The following is a 15,123-nucleotide window of genomic DNA, read 5'->3' on the forward strand; positions in this document are numbered from 1 at the left end:
GAACATATGCAAGGCCCGGAAACCCCGGGCGGCCCGGTGTGCCGCCCCTACGGAAATCGGGAAACATTTCAGGATACGCCCTCCCTCTGAGCCGCACTTGAGCCCCACCAGCCCAAAAGGCGCGCTTCCAATCGGTAGAAGCACTGCCCAAAGGTTACCGGCAACTCAGCGGCAGCGGTCATAGACCGGAAACCAATCCCCTGTCCACCCGCGCCTTTGCGATAACTGCCAAGCTTGCCTAATTGGGGCCCCCGTAAAATGGGGGTCCAGGGGACAAGCGTCATATCGGCTGAGGCGCAGCCGAAGTCGATCTGCGCTTGTCCCCTGGCGGCTCTTTGGTGACTTTCTGGCCGTGCCAGAAAGTCACTCGCCGCCCGCAGGCGGCGAACCCCCTGCGCAAAACCCTCACAGATGCAAATCCTCCCGGAAAGGAGACAACCCAATGATCAAACTCATCCACGGGGCCGACTTCCACCTGGACAGCCCCTTCTCCGGCCTGGCCCCGGACCAGGCCGCCCAGCGGCGGCGGGAGCAGCGGGAGCTCCTCGCCCGCCTGGCCCGGCTCGCCCGGGACCGGCAGGCCGATCTGGTGCTCCTGGCCGGCGACCTGCTGGACGGGCGGCAGACCTACCGGGAGACCGCCCAGGCACTGGCCCAGACCCTGGGGGAGATCCCCTGCCCGGTGCTCATTGCCCCGGGCAACCACGACCCCTATACGGCCAAGTCCCTGTACGCCGCCCTGGACTGGCCGGACAACGTCCACATTTTTTCCACAGAGGCCCCGCAGTGTGTGGAATTTCCGGCGCTCAAGTGTGCGGTCTGGGGGAACGCCTTCACCGCCCCCCACCGGGAGGACGACCCCCTGGCGGGCTTTCAGGCCCGGGGGCCGGAGGGGTGGACCAGACTGGCGGTCCTCCACGGGGAGGCGGAGGGCAAGGGGGACTACGCCCCCATCTCCAAAGCCTCCATCGCCGGAAGCGGCCTGGACTACCTGGCCCTGGGCCACATCCACCAGTGCAGCGGCCTTCAGCGGGAGGGGAACACCTTTTGGGCCTACCCCGGCTGCCCTGAGGGCCGGGGCTTTGACGAGACGGGGGACAAGGGAGTTCTTTACATCGAGGCAGAGCCGGGGAATTGCACGGCGGAGTTCGTCCCCCTGTGCCGCCGCCGGTATCAGATTTTGGAGGCGGACGTCACCGGCGGGGCGGACCCGCTGGAGACCGCCCGGGCTGTTCTGGCCCCGGCGTTTCAAGAGGACGTGTGCCGCCTGGTGTTCACCGGAGAGCGGGGGGCGGAGCCCCTGGACCTGGTGGGACTGGAGGGAAAGCTCGCGGGCCGGTGCTGGGCCCTGGGTCTCCGGGACCGCACCCGGGCGGGCCGGGACCTGTGGGCCCGGATGGAGGAGGACAGCCTCACCGGGCTGTTTCTCCGCTCCATGGCCGCCCGGTGCCGGAAGGAGCCGGACAACGACATGCTCCAGCAGGCGGTGCGCTTCGGCCTGGCCGCCCTGGAGAACGGAGAGGATATTGCCCCATGAAGATCAAATCCATGACGGCGGTCTTTGGCAAGCTGACCGGGCAGAGGCTGGCGCTCGCCCCCGGCTTCAACCTGATCGAGGCCCCCAACGAGGGGGGCAAGTCCACCTGGGCCGCCTTTTTGAAGGCCATGTTCTATGGCATCGACACCCGGGACCGGGACAAGAAGGGGTACCTGGCGGATAAGAACCGGTACCAGCCCTGGTCGGGCGCCCCCATGGAAGGCGAAATCACCCTGGAGTGGCAGGGGCGGGACGTCACCATCCGCCGCTCCCCCAAGGGAAATACCCCCTTCGGGACCTTTGAGGCGGTGTATACCGGCACCCAGGAGCCCGTCCCCGGCCTGACCGGGGCCGACTGCGGCGAGCTGCTGCTGGGGGTGGGCCGGGAGGTGTTTGAGCGCTCCGCCTTTCTGGGGCAGAGCGGCTCCCTGGCCATCCAGTCTACCCCGGAGCTGGAGCGGCGCATCGCCGCCCTGGTGTCCTCCGGGGAGGAGGACGTGTCCTACACCCAGGCGGAGGGGCGCCTGAAGGAGTGGCTCAACCGGCGGAAGGTGAACAAGAGCGTGGGCCGCATCCCCCAGCTGGAGGGGGAGCTTGCCCAGGTGAGGGCCAGCCGGGAGGAGCTGGAGCAGCTCACCGGGGCCCTCAACGCCCTGGCGGCGGAGGAGAGGGGGCTGCGCCGGAAGAAGGAGGCCCTGGAGGCGGAGCTGTCCGCCCATAAGCGTCTGGCTCAGCGGGACCTGGACCGGCGGTTCACCCAGGCCAAGGGGGAGCTGGACCGGGCCCAGGCCGACCTGGACGCTTTGAGAAAAGAACAGGCCCGGTTCGGGCCCATCCCCCACAAGGAGGAGCTGAAGCGGGCCCAGGGGGAGCTGGCCTATCTGAAAGCCCTTGAGCCGGAGATCAAACAGGGGGAGGAGGCCCTGGCCCAGGCGGAGGCGGAGCTGGAAGAGGCCCGGAGCGCCGCCCGGGACGACCGCTTCCCCGGACAGACGGTGGAGGAGGCCGCGGAGTCCGTCAAAAAAGCGGAGGGGGAGTATGCCGCGGCCCGGAAAAATGCCGGGACCTGGGCGCTCATGGCCAAGCTGGTCCCGGTGATCGGCGTGCTGGCGGCCGGAGGCATGGCGGTGCTGGCCCTGGCCCAGGGGGACGGCTTCTCATTTCCTGCCGTCCTCACAGGGATTCTCTTCCTGGTTTTCACCCTGGCCCTGGGGGTGTTCAACCACAGTCAGGCCAGACGCAGCCGGGCCTGGGGAGATCAGGTGCTGGACCGCTTCTCGGTCAAAACCCCGGAGGAGTTGAAGGGGGTGCTGGAGGACTACCGGGCCCGGGTCGCGGCCGCCGACCAGGCCGCCCAGCAGGTGCGCCTGGTGCGGGAGGGGTTATCGGACCGGCAGGCCCGCCGGGAGAACAGCCGGAAGGATTTATTTGACTTCGTCCACTCCTTCGCCCCCGAGGTGAAGGATCTGTTTGGCTGCTCCGCCGCCCTGTCCCGGGCCCTGAACCTGGGGGAGCGGGAGGCGGTGGCCCACACCAGGCTGGAGGGGGCCCAGCGGCTGTACGACGCCCTGAAAGCTCAGGGGGGCCGGGTGGAGGAACCCGGGGCCCCGGAACCGGAGGCCCCCCGGCGCACCATGGAGGAGACCGCCGCCCTGCTGGGCACCGCCCAGGCCGACCTGGAGCGCACCGGCCGGGCCCTGAGCATGGCCCTGGGCCGTCAGAAGGCGGTGGGGGACCCCGCCGCCCTGGCTGCCCGTCAGGAGGAGCTGGAGGGGGAGCTGGAGCGGCGCAGTCAGGAGTACCAGGCCATCTCCACCGCTCTGACCGCCCTGAAGGAGGCCAACGCCCAGCTCCAGGAGCGCTTCTCCCCGGAGCTCAACCGCCGGGCGGGGGAGTACCTGGCCCGGCTCACCGGGGAGAAGTACACCAGCCTCTCCCTGAACCGGGAGCTGGAGGCATCCGCCGCCGGAGCGGGGGATGTGCTCCCCCGCCGGTCCCTGTTTTTGTCCAAGGGGACGGTGGACCAGGTGTACCTGGCGGTGCGCCTGGCGGTGTACGACCTGTGCCTGCGGGAGCACCACGTGCCCCTCATTCTGGACGACGCCCTGGCCGCCTTCGACCAGGAGCGCATGGAGCGGGCCCTGGACCTGCTGGTGGAGCTCTCCCGGGAGGAGCAGATCCTCTTCTTCACCTGCCAGAGCCGGGAGGGGGCCTATCTGGCCCGCACCCCCGGGGTGGAGCGGGTGGCCTTGGACAGTTAACTGCGGCAAATTTACGGACAGACGGCCCGGAGGGAGTGCCCTCCGGGCGCAGGCTGTCGAAAAAGTCCAAAGACTTTTCCGGCAGCCTGCAAGAATGCCAATACTTTCCCGCCGCCGCGCGGCGGGAAAGTCCTCGCTGCGCTCGCTGAACGCCTTGCCGTGCAAGGCATTCAGGGCATTCGATCCCACTCGAGGCGGGCTGCCGCCCCCTCGAGCTCCCCCGCCCCAACTTGAGCGGTTTCTTCTCTACACAGGTTTTTTGACAAGCTGAGCCCGGAGGGAGTGCCCTCCGGGCCATATTTTTTGAAAAAATCCGCCGGGCGGCCGATTGTACAAGAAAAGGACAAGCCCCCTGTGATATGCTGGACCTGTGGGGCGAGGCGCGCCCCGGCGGGCGGAAAAGGAGTGCGCGTCATGGCCGGCCTGCCGCTGGTGCGCTGAAAATTGGAATAAACTGTCTGCATCAGGACCGTGAAAGCGGGGCAGAATAGGGTTCAAGCGGACCCGTATTTTGAAAAAGAAAACAGAGACCGTGCTCCGCATCTTTCAAAGGCGGGGAAAGAGAGAGAACATTGGACCGCCTCCCGGCGGGGAGGTGGTCCTCAGTTTGTCGAAAAACCTGTGCAGAATCAAATCCGTTTGAGACAGGGCGGGGGAGCTCGAGGGGGCGGCAGCCCGCCTCGAATGGGATCAAATGCCCCGGAAGCCTTGCTGTGCAAGGATTCCGGCAAGCGAAGCGCGGACTTTTGCGCCGAACAGCGGCGCAAAAGTAACGGCATTTTTGCAGGCTGTCGGAAAAGTCCTTGGACTTTTCCGACAGCCTGAGGACCGCCTCCTTGATGGGAGGTGGTCCTGTTCGCTTTTTGCGGAAAAACCGGCAGATTTCCCCTGCTTTTGCGCCGTTCTCCAGAGAAAATCTGCAAGTCCCGCCGCCGGGCCGCTTTCCAGACTCTCACATGGAAGCGGTGGCAAGAGCCCCCTGGTGTGCCGCCCGGCCGGGCCGTCCATACTGAACCAAGGCGGCCCGCTTCGGACCGCCGAAACGACGGCGGCCGCTCCCAAGGGAGGGGCGGCCGTATGGGGGGTGGAACCTTTTTGGAACAGGAAACGAAAAAACGGCCGTGGCACGGACTTCTGGGGCCGGCGGCTGGGGCGGCGGCTCTGGGGCTGCTGCTCACCATGGCCCTGACCGGGGACCGGGCCAGAGCCGCGGCGGCCACGGCGGCGCTGGAGCTGTCCCGGCCGGAGGCGGTGGCGGCCGCGGCTCAGGCGGAGCTGGGGGATACGGTGATCCCCCTGGGCCGGGCGGTGGGCATCAAGCTCTTCTCCGACGGCGTGCTGGTGGTGGGGCTGTCCTCCCTGGACACTCCGGAGGGCCCGGCGTCCCCCGGGCGCACCAGCGGGTTGAAGGCGGGGGACGTGATCACCCACATGGACGGCAGCGAGGTGGACACCATCGAGGAGGTCCAGGACCATCTGGCCCAGCACCCGGGGGAGAAGATGACCCTCCAGGTCCAGCGGGGGGAGGAGTCCCTCCAGCTGGCCGCCCAGGCGGTGAAAACCACGGCGGGGTCCTATCAGCTGGGGGTGTGGCTGCGGGACTCCATGGCGGGCATCGGCACCATGACCTTCTATGACCCGGACAGCGGCGTGTTCGCCGCCCTGGGCCACGGCATCAACGACGTGGACACCGCCAAGCTCATGCCCCTGGAGACGGGGAGCATCATGGGGGCCACGGTCTCCGACGTGAAGAAGGGGGCCGCCGGGGAGCCGGGGGAGCTCCACGGGGACTTTGACCTCACCGCCGACCTGGGCACCCTGTACGCCAACACGGAGCAGGGGATCTTCGGGCGGCTGGAGGACGCGGCCCTGGCCCAGGACCTCCAGCCGGTGGAGGTGGCCGGCCGGGACCAGGTCCAGACGGGCAGGGCCACCATTCTCTCCAACATCGCCGGGGACACGGTGGAGGAGTATGAGGTGGAGATCACCCACCTGTACCCGGAGAACGCCGGGGACAGCCGGAACCTGATGCTCCGGGTGACCGACCAGCGGCTGCTGGAGGCCACCGGAGGCATCGTCCAGGGCATGTCGGGCAGCCCCATTCTCCAGAACGGAAGGCTGGTGGGGGCGGTGACCCACGTGCTGGTGAACGACCCCACCCGGGGCTACGGCATTCTGGCGGAAAACATGCTGGAGACGGCGGCCCAGCGCCTGGGCAGCGCATAAACGAATCGGGAGGGCGAATGCCCTCCCGATGGAGACTGTCGAAAAAGTGGCAGAGCCACTTTTTCGAGTGGAGCTGCACGAAATTTTGGCCTCGATTTCTTGCGAAATTGTCGGCCAAAATTTCGCGAGAGGTATCATTTCCGAGGCGCAGAAGGTGAATTGGCCGAAGGCCAAGAGAAGCCACCCTGGGGTGTGTCCTCGGAAATGATGGGATTTCATTTTATTCCGCCGTCTGCGGACGGCGGAACTCCTTGCAGGAGGGCTTTTTTGACAAGCTGAATCGGGAGGGCGGATGCCCTCCCGATGTCTTTATAGGAACTGATTGCGCTCCGGGTTATAGTGGTAGTCGATGGCGGCCAGCTTCTCCTCCAGCTGGGCCCGGTCGGCGTCTTCGCTGTGGCACAGCTCGTCCAGGTCGGGGTACAGGTCCCGGAGCCGGGCGTTGACCACGCTGAGCAGAATCACAGGGTCCTGGGGCAGCATAGGTATTCTCCTCTCTCTGGCATTTTTTCTCCGGGGCTCACAGCCCCAGGCGGTAGATGCGGTTGGCGTTGTCATAAAAGACCGGTTCCCAGTATCGCTCCGGCACGATGCGCTGGATATATTCGATGTACTCCCCCAGATTGACGATGGGCCAGTCGGTGCCGTACATCACCCGGTCCCAGCAGCCCAGGTAGTTCAGCCAGGTGCGCAGCAGCTCCGCGTAGCCCGCCCGCTCCTGGAAGTACACGTCCAGGTCCACACGGCCCTCCAGCAGGCCGGACAGGTCGGTGGACACGTTCCGGTTTTTCTCCAGCACGGCGGCCGCCTCCTGGAGGAAGGGGTTGCCGAAGTGGCACATGACGAACCGGGTGCGGCGGTGGTCCGCCGCCGCCTCGTCCAGGACCAGGGGGTGGCTGTACTTCAGATAGGCCCGGGAGTAGGCGGTGAGGCCCATGTGGACGGCCACCGGCTTGTCGTACTTCTCCGCCAGACGGTAGATGGGGTCGTAGATGGGGTCGGTGAGCCAGATTTTGTTGTAGCCGGGGTAGAGCTTCACGCCGCAGCACGCCTCCCGCTTCAGGTGCTCCTCCACCTGGTCGGGCAGGTCCTCGGGAATGGTCTCCCCTCTCCCCAGCACCAGGCTGTCCAGCCCCACGCAGTAGTGGAACAGGTCCCGGGGGTAGTGGTGGAAGCCCACCTCCAGGCTCCGGTTGCCCATGACCACCCCGTGGACCATGTTCAGCTCCCCGTAGACCTGCCGCAGGTGGTCCACGGAGTTCACATGGCCCACCGCCTCCGCCATGGCGTCGGTCCCGGGCTCGGAGGGAAAGAGGTGCAGATGTGCGTCGATGATCTTCATAGCTGCGGCTCCTTTCTGTGCTGGATTGATTATACCCCATCCGCGCCCACGCCGCAAGGGAGGGGCTTTCAAAGGTTGCATTTTCCGCCGGGAGCGGGTATAATAAAAAAATCGCATCCCTCACAGGAGGTAGACCCATGTCGGAAGCATTTGAATTTACCCAACAGCCCGAGGAGCAGCCCGTCCCCCAGCCCCAGGAGGGGCCGGAGAACGGGACCGCGCCGGAGGGGGAAACCGCCCCGGAGGAGCAGGAGAAGAAGCCCCCGGAGGACGTATTTTACTGGCTCAACGCCCTGACCACCGCCCTGGTGTGCCTGGTGATCGTGTTCACCTTTTTCGGGCGGCTCACCCGGGTGGACGGCTCTTCCATGGAGAACACCCTGCACGACGGACAGCTGCTGCTGGTGCAGTCCCTGGGCTATGAGCCAGAGCAGGGGGACATTGTGGTGCTGAACAAGACCACGGTGGAGCACCTGGGGGGCGTGGCCATCGTCAAGCGGGTCATCGCCACCGGCGGACAGACGGTGGACATCGACTATGCCGCCAACAGCGTCTATGTGGACGGCGAGCGGCTGGACGAGCCCTACATCAAGGAAGCGATGCTGGATGTGACCCAGACCGACCCCTACCGGACCCAGACCCACATCGAGGTGCCCGAGGGCTCCATCTTTGTGATGGGAGACAACCGGAACAACTCCGACGACAGCCGGGACAGCCGCATCGGCTGCATCGACGAGGACTATGTGCTGGGCAAGGCGTTCTTCTCCATCTTCCCCTTTGATACCTTTGGACCCATGGAGTGAAAAACACGGCCGCGGAAGCGGCCGTGTTTTTGCTTTATGGCATATTGCGCAGGTAGGCCTCCGCCCCGTAGCGCAGGCAGCGCTGGAGCCGCCGCTCCCCCCGCTTGATGGTGCGGGAGATGGTGGACTTGTCCACCCCCAGCTTCTCCCCGATCTCCCGCATGTTGTACCCCTCGGCGTAGTAGAGGAGCAGCGCGGTGCGCTGCTTCTCGGTCACGTCCTCCTGAAGGGCGCGGATCAGGTTGCGCTTGAGCCGGCTCAGCTCCCGGCTGTTGTCCCCGGCCATCTGCCGGGAGTAGACCGCCATGTCCGCGGCGTAGTGCCGCCCCCGTCTATAACGTGTATTTGGCATTGCGGCGGTACCCCCTCTCGTAGTAGCGCTCGGTGAGGACGGCAAGCTCCCGAGCCTCCCGCAGCATGGTGGACAGCATATGGATGCGCTCATTGAGCATGAGGCGCTGATCCTCGTTTTCGGTGCGCTCCAGCACCGCCTGAAGCTGGCAGATGCGGAAGTCCAGCGCCCGGGCGTGGGCCCGGTACTCCACCGATAATTCCAATAAGGTCATGGTTCCCTCTCCTCCTTTTCCTTTCTCCGCCGGTCGGGACGCTGACGGTTCGCGCACCGCACGCACACCAGCTGTCCGCCCCGCCGGAGCATCCGGTCCCCCCGGTACTGCTCCTCCCCGCACAGGGGGCACAGGGCGGCCGGAGCCGCCAGCTGCACATCCCGCAGGGGAGGGAGCAGGCCGGAGATCCCTAACATTCTCGTGGCGCACCACCTCCTTTGCTTTGGAATAGACGGCCGCCCCGCCGGAGTGGAGACGGACGGAGGGGCCGGATGAGAAGCAAAAAAAGAAAAAAGAAAAATTTGAAAAAAGTTGTTGACAAGATGTACGCTTTCTGGTAAAATAACACCTGCTGTTGGACAGCACTCTTGAGTTGCTGGTGTAGCTCAGCCGGTAGAGCAGCTGATTTGTAATCAGCAGGTCGGGGGTTCGAATCCGTCCACCAGCTCCACAATTTCATATGGAGGAGTTCCCGAGTGGCCAAAGGGGGCAGACTGTAAATCTGTTGCGTTTCGCTTCGGTGGTTCGAATCCACCCTCCTCCACCAAGTCGGAGCAAGCTGACCGCTTGCTCCGACTTTTTTAAAAGTCAGAGCGCGCTCACAACGCGGCTCCTCCTTTCCAAACCGGACCCGCTGCGCTGGGCTCCGGTTTTCTTTTCCTCCGCTGAACCTGGGAGCGGTCCTCTGCTGAGACGTGGAACGCGGCCGCCGCTGTGCGGGCTCAGGAAAACCGATCAGGCAGGCGCCCCGGCACGGCAGTCCACAAATTTTCCGCGACCTGTGGAAAAGTCGCTCCGCCTGCGGCTGTTTGGCGGCTCGGATTGTGCGAATCTGGCCCACACAATAGAACGCATGTTCGAGTTCATAGCACAATGATACCCCCCATCTCCACAGATGTCAAGGGGGTGTGGGGGAAAAATACGAATACAGTCCCAAAAACGGGACAGATAAAAGCGTCCGCCTCGATGGAGAGGCGGACGCTTTCTTTTTACGGGAATCAGAAATACTGCTTGATGCCCTCGGGGGCCAGGTCGGGCTCGTCGCTGATGGTGATGGTGAACTTGATGCCGTTCTTCTCGCCGAAGTTGTTGAGCCAGTTCAGGAAATCCTCCACATCGTTGTAGCCGTCGGTAGGGACGATCTTGGTCAGGCTGTCGATGAAGATGTGGGTGATGTCGTAGTTGCCGGCGTGCAGGCCGGAGATAAAGCCCTTCAGGGCGGTGAAATTGGCCACGTCGTACTCGCTGGAGTCCACCAGCCGGATCTGATAATGGATATCAAAGGTCAGCTTGCTGCCCTTTTCGATGCAGACGACATTCCCGTGCTCGCTCTGGACAGCCTCGTTAATCATGTCGATCATCTGCTTGGTCTTGCCAGTGCCCTTTTTACCCATGATGACTCGAATCATGTGAATCACTCCTTAATGGATGTTACCAGGGACCGGGGTCCCTCGTTGATATACTAACTTTACCATATCGCGCCCTGATTTTCAACCGGAACATTGTGAATTTTTTTGCCGCGGCCTTCCAATGGCTGGGGGAGAGGACGGCGCCGTCACTGGTCCCCCTCCAGGAAGTAGCTGGCCTCCATGTCGGCGGTGGCCAGGGCGAAGGCCAGGGGGTACTTCTGAAGGGCCTGGCCCACGGTGCGGGGGTCCTCGGTGCCGGAGAAGCCCATGTGCCAGCGGATGGCCATGGCCTCCTCCCGGGTGAGGCGGATGAAGCCGTTGACGATGTACACCGACTTCTCCCCGTGGCCGTAGGGCAGGGGGTCGTCGAAGGTGTAGGTGGGCACCCGCTCCCACTGCCCCGTGGCGTCGTTTTTCACGTTGCGGAAGCCTTTCTTATAGCAGCCCACTTTGCACACGTCGTGGAGCAGGGCCACCACGGCCACGCTCTCCTCGCTGTACTCCAGGCCGTACAGCTCCTGGACCCGCTCCCGCTGGAGGTAGTCCACCAGACAGTGGTACACGTTCAGGCTGTGCTCGCACAGGCCCCCCTCACAGGCCAGGTGGTACCGGGCGGAGGCGGGGGCAGTGAAGAAGTCGCTCTTGTTCTCCAGATAGTTCAGCAGAGCGTCCGCCCCGGGGCGGGTGATCTTCTCTTTGAAAATTTCAATAAATTCCTCTTTGCAGGACATGGGATTCCCTCCAAGGCGGCCCAGGGCCGGAATTGTTTGACGCCGCTATTGTACCATAAAACAGGCGGCGGCGCCAGACCGTCCCGTCAAAGAAAAAGCGCCCCTCCAGCTGGGGGGCGCAGATGGGGCGGAGGGCCGCCGCCGGGCTCAGGGGGATGCCGGGGGGAGTGTCTCCTCCACCAGCTGCCACACCGCCTGGGCGGTGAGGCCGTCGCAGCGGTATTCCACCAGTACCCCGCTGCCATGGAGCACTCCGAATTGGAAGGAGAGTCCGCCGGTGTCCTTCTCGTGTCCCCGGGACTCCACCACCGCCAGGGACATGTCCTCGGCCCGGAAGGTGGGCATGCTCACCGTTTCCCGGTACTCCTCCGGAACGCTGTCGCACCAGGGGATGGAGTACAGGCTCAGGTCATACTCCTCCGGGCGGTTCACATCCGCCAAATGATAGGTGGGCGTCCCCTCCGGGAGCGAGACCGTGACGCTCACGTCGTCATACCCCCGGGACCAGCGGACGGTGAGCCGGTTTCGCACCCCCTCCTGATAGGACAGGGCGGCGTAAAACTCCCCGTAGCCGGGGATGTCCGTCTCCGGCAGGTAGGGGGCGAAGGCGGCCTGCTCCCGGGCCTGCTCCAGACAGGAGAACGTCTCCTCCCGCCAGGCCGGGACCTCCCCGTTGGTAAGCAGGTCCCCCAGATACACGCCGCCGGAAAGCGTCTGGCCCACCAGCAGGGCGCTGTACCAGGCGGCGGCATCCATAGAGTCCTCTCCGGCGGTACACGCCGCCTCAAAGCGTACCCCCACCTCCCCGGCCATGAACTCGCTGACGCACCGGGCGTCCGGAACGCCGTCGCCGTTGAGGTCCTCCCTGCGGCTCCAGCCGGTGACGGGGGTGCCGTTGACGTGGGTGGTCTCCAGATCGGAGTAGAGACCGCACTGGAAGGGCAGCTCCCCCGGGCGCAGGGTGAGGGTGAAGGAGAGCGCCTGAGCGGCGCTGTTCCCCTTGAGGGTGAGCCACAGCAGCTCCCCCTCTCCGTCGTACAGGGCGGAGCCGGACAGGAAGAAGTTCCCCCAGAACAGCATCCAGGGCAGGTCCCCGTCCGCCCCCTCCGGCTTGCCCTCCGGCCCCCAGAAGATCTTCTGCACGTCCTCCTTGGTCAGCTCCACGGAATAGGAGCCCGCCAGCATCATGCGGCTGGGGGAGGTGTCCGCCGCCGGGCGGTCCCCTACGTCCGGATAGTGGATGTAGGGAATGGCGGGCAGGAAGGCCGTGCCTGTCGTTTCAGAACCTTCCACCTGAAAGCCGGATTCCCGGTTCTCCCCGCTGTGGGAAGAGGAATCCTCCGGCGGGGAGGAGACGGCAGGGGGAACACAGGCGCCGCTTCCCGTCTCCCCTGGGGCGGACAGCCGCCACAGCCCCAGTCCCAGGGCCAGAGCGCAGCAGGCGGCCAGAGCCGCCCACTTTTTCCAGGCGGGGGAGAGCGGTCTGCGCCGCCGCTCTGTCCGGGGCTGCCGGCCGATGGCCAGCAGTTTTTCGTGCAGCTCCGGCGAGACGGTCTGCCGGTCAAAATATGATTTGTAGGATTCCATGCTGATACTCCTCTCTGTTATGGAATATAAGCCTATTTCGGGTCCAAAAGCTCCCGCAGCCGCTCCCGGGCCCGGGACAGGCGGGAGCGGACCGTACCCGGGCGGCATTTCAGGATGCGGGCGATCTCCTGGGTGGAGAAGCCCTCATAATAAAATAGGTGGATCGCGGCCCGGTCCTGAGGCGGGAGTGCCCGAAGCTCCTCCCACAGGGGGTGCGCCTCCGGCTCCGGGGCGGGCAGTTCCTCCCACAGAGGCAGGGCCTCCCGCCTCCTGGACGTCCGCAGACGGCTGCGGCAGTTGTTGACCAGCACCCGCATGAGCCAGGCCCCCTCGTCCCTCAGGCCCTCCGGCGCCTTCTCCCAAAAGGCCAGAAATGTGTCCTGCACCGCGTCCTCGGCCTCCTGGCGGCTGCCCAGAATGGCCAGGGCCGCCCGATACAGGCGGTTCTCCTGGGACTGGACCAGCTCCTCCCAGTTGTCAGTGCGGTCTCCCATGGCGTCCTCCCCCTTCTGCTCTCTCTATCCGTCCAGACGCATCCGGAGGGGAAAATGTTGCGGGAGCGCAAAAATTTTTCTCCGGGGCGGGGGAGGTGGGAGCCTCTGCCGGGGCTTCACATTTTCCTCAACTTGTTACAAAAATATTAAATACATGGGGCGGAATTTTAAGGGGCAGATTTTCAGCTCATTGGGAAAATATACAAGTTTGGTTTCGGAAATGACAAAAATGCGTTAATTTTGTTACTTTAGCGGAGGAAAATTATGAATATTCTCTTAACTTTTCATTAAGAGTGAGGAAATAATCTTGTAATATTTAAAAAGCGTGCTATGATAGTGTTCACGCAGCGGGAGCATGCTGCGCCCTTTGTTCCAACAACAGACTTAAAGGTGATTTGATATGAATATGATTCGATTGGTTGAGTCCTTCAACCTATTCCTAGCTGTTCTGTTCACCGTGGCCTATTTTTATCAGCTGGTTTATTTGGTGATCGGCCTGGTGAAGCGCCGCCGCTGGAAGCAGGCGGAGGCGGCCCAGTACCACCGCTACGCCGCCGTGATCTCCGCCCGGAACGAGGCGGGGGTGATTGGAGAACTGATTCAAAGCTTGAAGCAGCAAAATTACCCCGCCCACCTTCTGGACGTATATGTGGTGGCCGACAACTGCACCGACGACACCGCCCAGGTGTCCCGCCGGGCGGGGGCCATCGTCTATGAGCGGTTCAATCAGAACAAGAAGGGCAAGGGCTACGCCCTGAACTTCCTGTTCCGCACCCTGGCCCGGGAGGGCCGGGATCAGTACGACGCCTATTTTATCTTTGATGCGGACAATCTGGTGGACCCCAACTTCGTGCTGGAGATGAACAAGGTCTACGATCAGGGCGGCTACGGGGCCATCACCTGCTACCGCAACTCCCGAAACTTCGGGGCCAACTGGATCTCCGCCGGCTACGCCGTCTGGTTTTTGCGGGAGGCCCGCTTCCTCAACTTCCCCCGGATGCTCCTGGGCACCAACTGCCACGTGTCGGGCACCGGCTTCCTGATCTCCGCCGACGTGATTCGGGAGAACAAGGGCTGGCCCTACCACCTGCTCACCGAGGACATCGAGTTCTCCGTGGGCTGCGCCCTGAAGGGCCGCCGCATCGGCTACTGCGACAAGGCGGTCATCTATGACGAGCAGCCCACCACCTTCCGCCAGTCCTGGGACCAGCGGCTGCGGTGGTCCAAGGGCTTTTACCAGGTGGACGCCAAGTATGGCGCGCAGCTGGTCAAGGGCTTCTGCCAGAAGCCTACCCGGAAGAGCTGGTCCTGCTACGACATGTTCATGACCGTGGCGCCCGGCATGCTGCTCACCCTGGTGACCATCGCCTTCAATCTGGTGATGTGCTTCGCCTGCCTGGGACAGCCCATGTACATCATTCGCGGGATCTTTGATGTGGCCGGCAGCTTCCTGATGTCCACTGTTTGCAGCTTCTATCTGGGCCTGCTCCTGTACGGCCTGCTCACCGTCCTGTGCGAGTGGAAGCAGATCCAGATCCCCAATTACAAGAAGATCCTGTACGTCTTTACCTTCCCCATTTTCATGTTTACCTACATCCCCATCTCCCTGGCCGCTCTGGTCCAGAAAGTGGAGTGGAAGCCCATCTACCACACCGGCAGCCAGAAGACTCTGGGCAAGGCCGCCTGAGGCGCCGGTTGAAAAAGCGAGCCCGCACGGAAGTTCCGTGCGGGCTCCAGGCTGTCGAAAAAGTCCAAAGGACTTTTCCGACAGCCTGCAAAAATGCCATTACTTTTGCGCCGCTGTTCGGCGCAAAAGTCCTCGCTTCGCTCGCCGGAATCCTTGCGCGGCAAGGCTTCCGGGGCATTTGATCCCATTCGAGGCGGGCGGCTGCCCCCTCGAGCTCCCCCGCCCTGTCTCAGACGGATTTGATTCTGCACAAGTTTTTCGACATGATGAAAGCCCGCACGGAAGTTCCGTGCGGGCTTTTGGCATGCCGGGAAAAGCGATGTGCGCAGCCGGTAAATAAAGAACGGGAGTCCGCTCAGCGGACTCCCGTGCAGGCTGTCAAAAAAGTCTAAGGACTTTTCCGACAGCCTGCAAAAATGCCGTTACTTTCCCGCCGCTGTGCGGCGGAAAAGTCCTCGCTGCGCTCGCTGAACGCCTTGC

14 protein-coding genes and 2 tRNA genes are annotated in these 15,123 nt (G+C 63.9%); 7 read left to right on the forward strand and 9 right to left on the reverse strand.

The genetic code is table 11. The features are described 5' to 3' along the window. The first annotated feature begins 442 nt into the window (after positions 1 to 442). From B5F19_RS14925 to spoIVB, 3 genes are all read left to right on the forward strand, one after another. Entirely contained in the window at positions 443 to 1,537 is a 1,095-nt protein-coding gene (locus B5F19_RS14925; protein ID WP_087291939.1) for a DNA repair exonuclease, read from the forward strand. Further along, positions 1,534 to 3,798 (forward strand): AAA family ATPase, encoded by a 2,265-nt coding sequence (locus B5F19_RS14930; RefSeq protein ID WP_087291942.1) that lies wholly within the window; start codon positions 1,534 to 1,536, stop codon positions 3,796 to 3,798. Before B5F19_RS14925 ends, B5F19_RS14930 begins: the two co-directional genes overlap by 4 nt. 1,077 nt (positions 3,799 to 4,875) lie before the next feature. Beyond that, positions 4,876 to 6,024: a SpoIVB peptidase gene (spoIVB, locus tag B5F19_RS14935; protein WP_242972837.1), complete on the forward strand. Its 1,149-nt coding sequence runs from the start codon at positions 4,876 to 4,878 to the stop codon at positions 6,022 to 6,024. A 309-nt stretch (positions 6,025 to 6,333) separates the two neighbouring features. Here spoIVB and B5F19_RS14945 read toward each other — a convergent pair whose 3' ends face one another. Together B5F19_RS14945 and B5F19_RS14950 are read right to left on the reverse strand one after the other, a co-directional pair. Continuing rightward, positions 6,334 to 6,507 (reverse strand): DUF4250 domain-containing protein, encoded by a 174-nt coding sequence (locus B5F19_RS14945; RefSeq protein ID WP_087291947.1) that lies wholly within the window; start codon positions 6,505 to 6,507, stop codon positions 6,334 to 6,336. 37 nt (positions 6,508 to 6,544) lie between these two features. After that, positions 6,545 to 7,366, reverse strand: a complete 822-nt coding sequence (locus B5F19_RS14950; RefSeq protein ID WP_087291950.1) for an amidohydrolase family protein — start codon at positions 7,364 to 7,366, stop codon at positions 6,545 to 6,547. 137 nt (positions 7,367 to 7,503) lie between these two features. Between B5F19_RS14950 and lepB the strand changes: the two genes are divergently transcribed. Continuing rightward, on the forward strand, positions 7,504 to 8,169 hold the full coding sequence (gene lepB, locus B5F19_RS14955; RefSeq protein WP_087291953.1) for a signal peptidase I: 666 nt from the start codon (positions 7,504 to 7,506) through the stop codon (positions 8,167 to 8,169). A gap of 34 nt (positions 8,170 to 8,203) precedes the next feature. Here the strand turns inward: lepB and B5F19_RS14960 are convergent, their stop codons facing one another. Genes B5F19_RS14960 through B5F19_RS14970 form a run of 3 tightly spaced genes read right to left on the reverse strand, consistent with a single transcriptional unit; the run spans position 8,204 to position 8,932 of the window. Then, complete coding sequence (locus B5F19_RS14960) at positions 8,204 to 8,521, reverse strand: sigma-70 family RNA polymerase sigma factor (protein ID WP_242972838.1); 318 nt, start codon at positions 8,519 to 8,521, stop codon at positions 8,204 to 8,206. Further along, positions 8,502 to 8,735 (reverse strand): hypothetical protein, encoded by a 234-nt coding sequence (locus tag B5F19_RS14965; protein WP_087291959.1) that lies wholly within the window; start codon positions 8,733 to 8,735, stop codon positions 8,502 to 8,504. Before B5F19_RS14965 ends, B5F19_RS14960 begins: the two co-directional genes overlap by 20 nt. Then, positions 8,732 to 8,932, reverse strand: coding sequence for a hypothetical protein (locus B5F19_RS14970; RefSeq protein ID WP_087291962.1), 201 nt, complete (start codon positions 8,930 to 8,932; stop codon positions 8,732 to 8,734). The genes B5F19_RS14965 and B5F19_RS14970 overlap by 4 nt, the downstream gene beginning before the upstream one ends. Before the next feature lie 178 nt (positions 8,933 to 9,110). Between B5F19_RS14970 and B5F19_RS14975 the strand changes: the two genes are divergently transcribed. Next, positions 9,111 to 9,186 (forward strand) — tRNA-Thr (locus tag B5F19_RS14975). An 11-nt stretch (positions 9,187 to 9,197) separates the two neighbouring features. Continuing rightward, positions 9,198 to 9,282: transfer RNA gene (locus B5F19_RS14980), tRNA-Tyr, on the forward strand. A 451-nt stretch (positions 9,283 to 9,733) separates the two neighbouring features. On the opposite strand, the gene B5F19_RS14985 is transcribed toward B5F19_RS14980, so the two are convergent. From B5F19_RS14985 to B5F19_RS15000, 4 genes are all read right to left on the reverse strand, one after another. After that, entirely contained in the window at positions 9,734 to 10,144 is a 411-nt protein-coding gene (locus B5F19_RS14985; protein WP_087291965.1) for a hypothetical protein, read from the reverse strand. A gap of 146 nt (positions 10,145 to 10,290) precedes the next feature. Then, on the reverse strand, positions 10,291 to 10,875 hold the full coding sequence (locus B5F19_RS14990) for a hydrolase (protein ID WP_087291969.1): 585 nt from the start codon (positions 10,873 to 10,875) through the stop codon (positions 10,291 to 10,293). Between the two features lie 147 nt (positions 10,876 to 11,022). Beyond that, complete coding sequence (locus B5F19_RS14995; protein WP_087291972.1) at positions 11,023 to 12,462, reverse strand: hypothetical protein; 1,440 nt, start codon at positions 12,460 to 12,462, stop codon at positions 11,023 to 11,025. A gap of 32 nt (positions 12,463 to 12,494) precedes the next feature. Next, positions 12,495 to 12,956: an RNA polymerase sigma factor gene (locus tag B5F19_RS15000; protein ID WP_087291975.1), complete on the reverse strand. Its 462-nt coding sequence runs from the start codon at positions 12,954 to 12,956 to the stop codon at positions 12,495 to 12,497. Positions 12,957 to 13,356: 400 nt separating this feature from the next. Between B5F19_RS15000 and B5F19_RS15005 the strand changes: the two genes are divergently transcribed. After that, positions 13,357 to 14,643, forward strand: a complete 1,287-nt coding sequence (locus tag B5F19_RS15005) for a glycosyltransferase family 2 protein (protein WP_087291978.1) — start codon at positions 13,357 to 13,359, stop codon at positions 14,641 to 14,643. Positions 14,644 to 15,123 lie beyond the last annotated feature (480 nt).

Origin of the sequence: Pseudoflavonifractor sp. An184 (assembly GCF_002160305.1) — a bacterium.
Taxonomy (GTDB): Bacteria; Bacillota; Clostridia; order Oscillospirales; family Oscillospiraceae; genus Lawsonibacter; species Lawsonibacter pullicola.

Excerpts from the sequence above, each read along its gene's own strand:
- lepB (WP_087291953.1), top strand. The coding sequence starts at position 7,504 with ATGTCGGAAGCATTTGAATTTACCCAACAGCCCGAGGAGCAGCCCGTC.
- B5F19_RS14960 (WP_242972838.1), bottom strand. The coding sequence starts at position 8,521 with ATGCCAAATACACGTTATAGACGGGGGCGGCACTACGCCGCGGACATG.
- B5F19_RS14965 (WP_087291959.1), bottom strand. The coding sequence starts at position 8,735 with ATGACCTTATTGGAATTATCGGTGGAGTACCGGGCCCACGCCCGGGCG.
- B5F19_RS15000 (WP_087291975.1), bottom strand. The coding sequence starts at position 12,956 with ATGGGAGACCGCACTGACAACTGGGAGGAGCTGGTCCAGTCCCAGGAG.
- B5F19_RS14945 (WP_087291947.1), bottom strand. The coding sequence starts at position 6,507 with ATGCTGCCCCAGGACCCTGTGATTCTGCTCAGCGTGGTCAACGCCCGG.
- B5F19_RS14950 (WP_087291950.1), bottom strand. The coding sequence starts at position 7,366 with ATGAAGATCATCGACGCACATCTGCACCTCTTTCCCTCCGAGCCCGGG.
- B5F19_RS14930 (WP_087291942.1), top strand. The coding sequence starts at position 1,534 with ATGAAGATCAAATCCATGACGGCGGTCTTTGGCAAGCTGACCGGGCAG.
- B5F19_RS14970 (WP_087291962.1), bottom strand. The coding sequence starts at position 8,932 with ATGTTAGGGATCTCCGGCCTGCTCCCTCCCCTGCGGGATGTGCAGCTG.
- spoIVB (WP_242972837.1), top strand. The coding sequence starts at position 4,876 with ATGGGGGGTGGAACCTTTTTGGAACAGGAAACGAAAAAACGGCCGTGG.
- B5F19_RS15005 (WP_087291978.1), top strand. The coding sequence starts at position 13,357 with ATGAATATGATTCGATTGGTTGAGTCCTTCAACCTATTCCTAGCTGTT.
- B5F19_RS14985 (WP_087291965.1), bottom strand. The coding sequence starts at position 10,144 with ATGATTCGAGTCATCATGGGTAAAAAGGGCACTGGCAAGACCAAGCAG.
- B5F19_RS14925 (WP_087291939.1), top strand. The coding sequence starts at position 443 with ATGATCAAACTCATCCACGGGGCCGACTTCCACCTGGACAGCCCCTTC.
- B5F19_RS14995 (WP_087291972.1), bottom strand. The coding sequence starts at position 12,462 with ATGGAATCCTACAAATCATATTTTGACCGGCAGACCGTCTCGCCGGAG.
- B5F19_RS14990 (WP_087291969.1), bottom strand. The coding sequence starts at position 10,875 with ATGTCCTGCAAAGAGGAATTTATTGAAATTTTCAAAGAGAAGATCACC.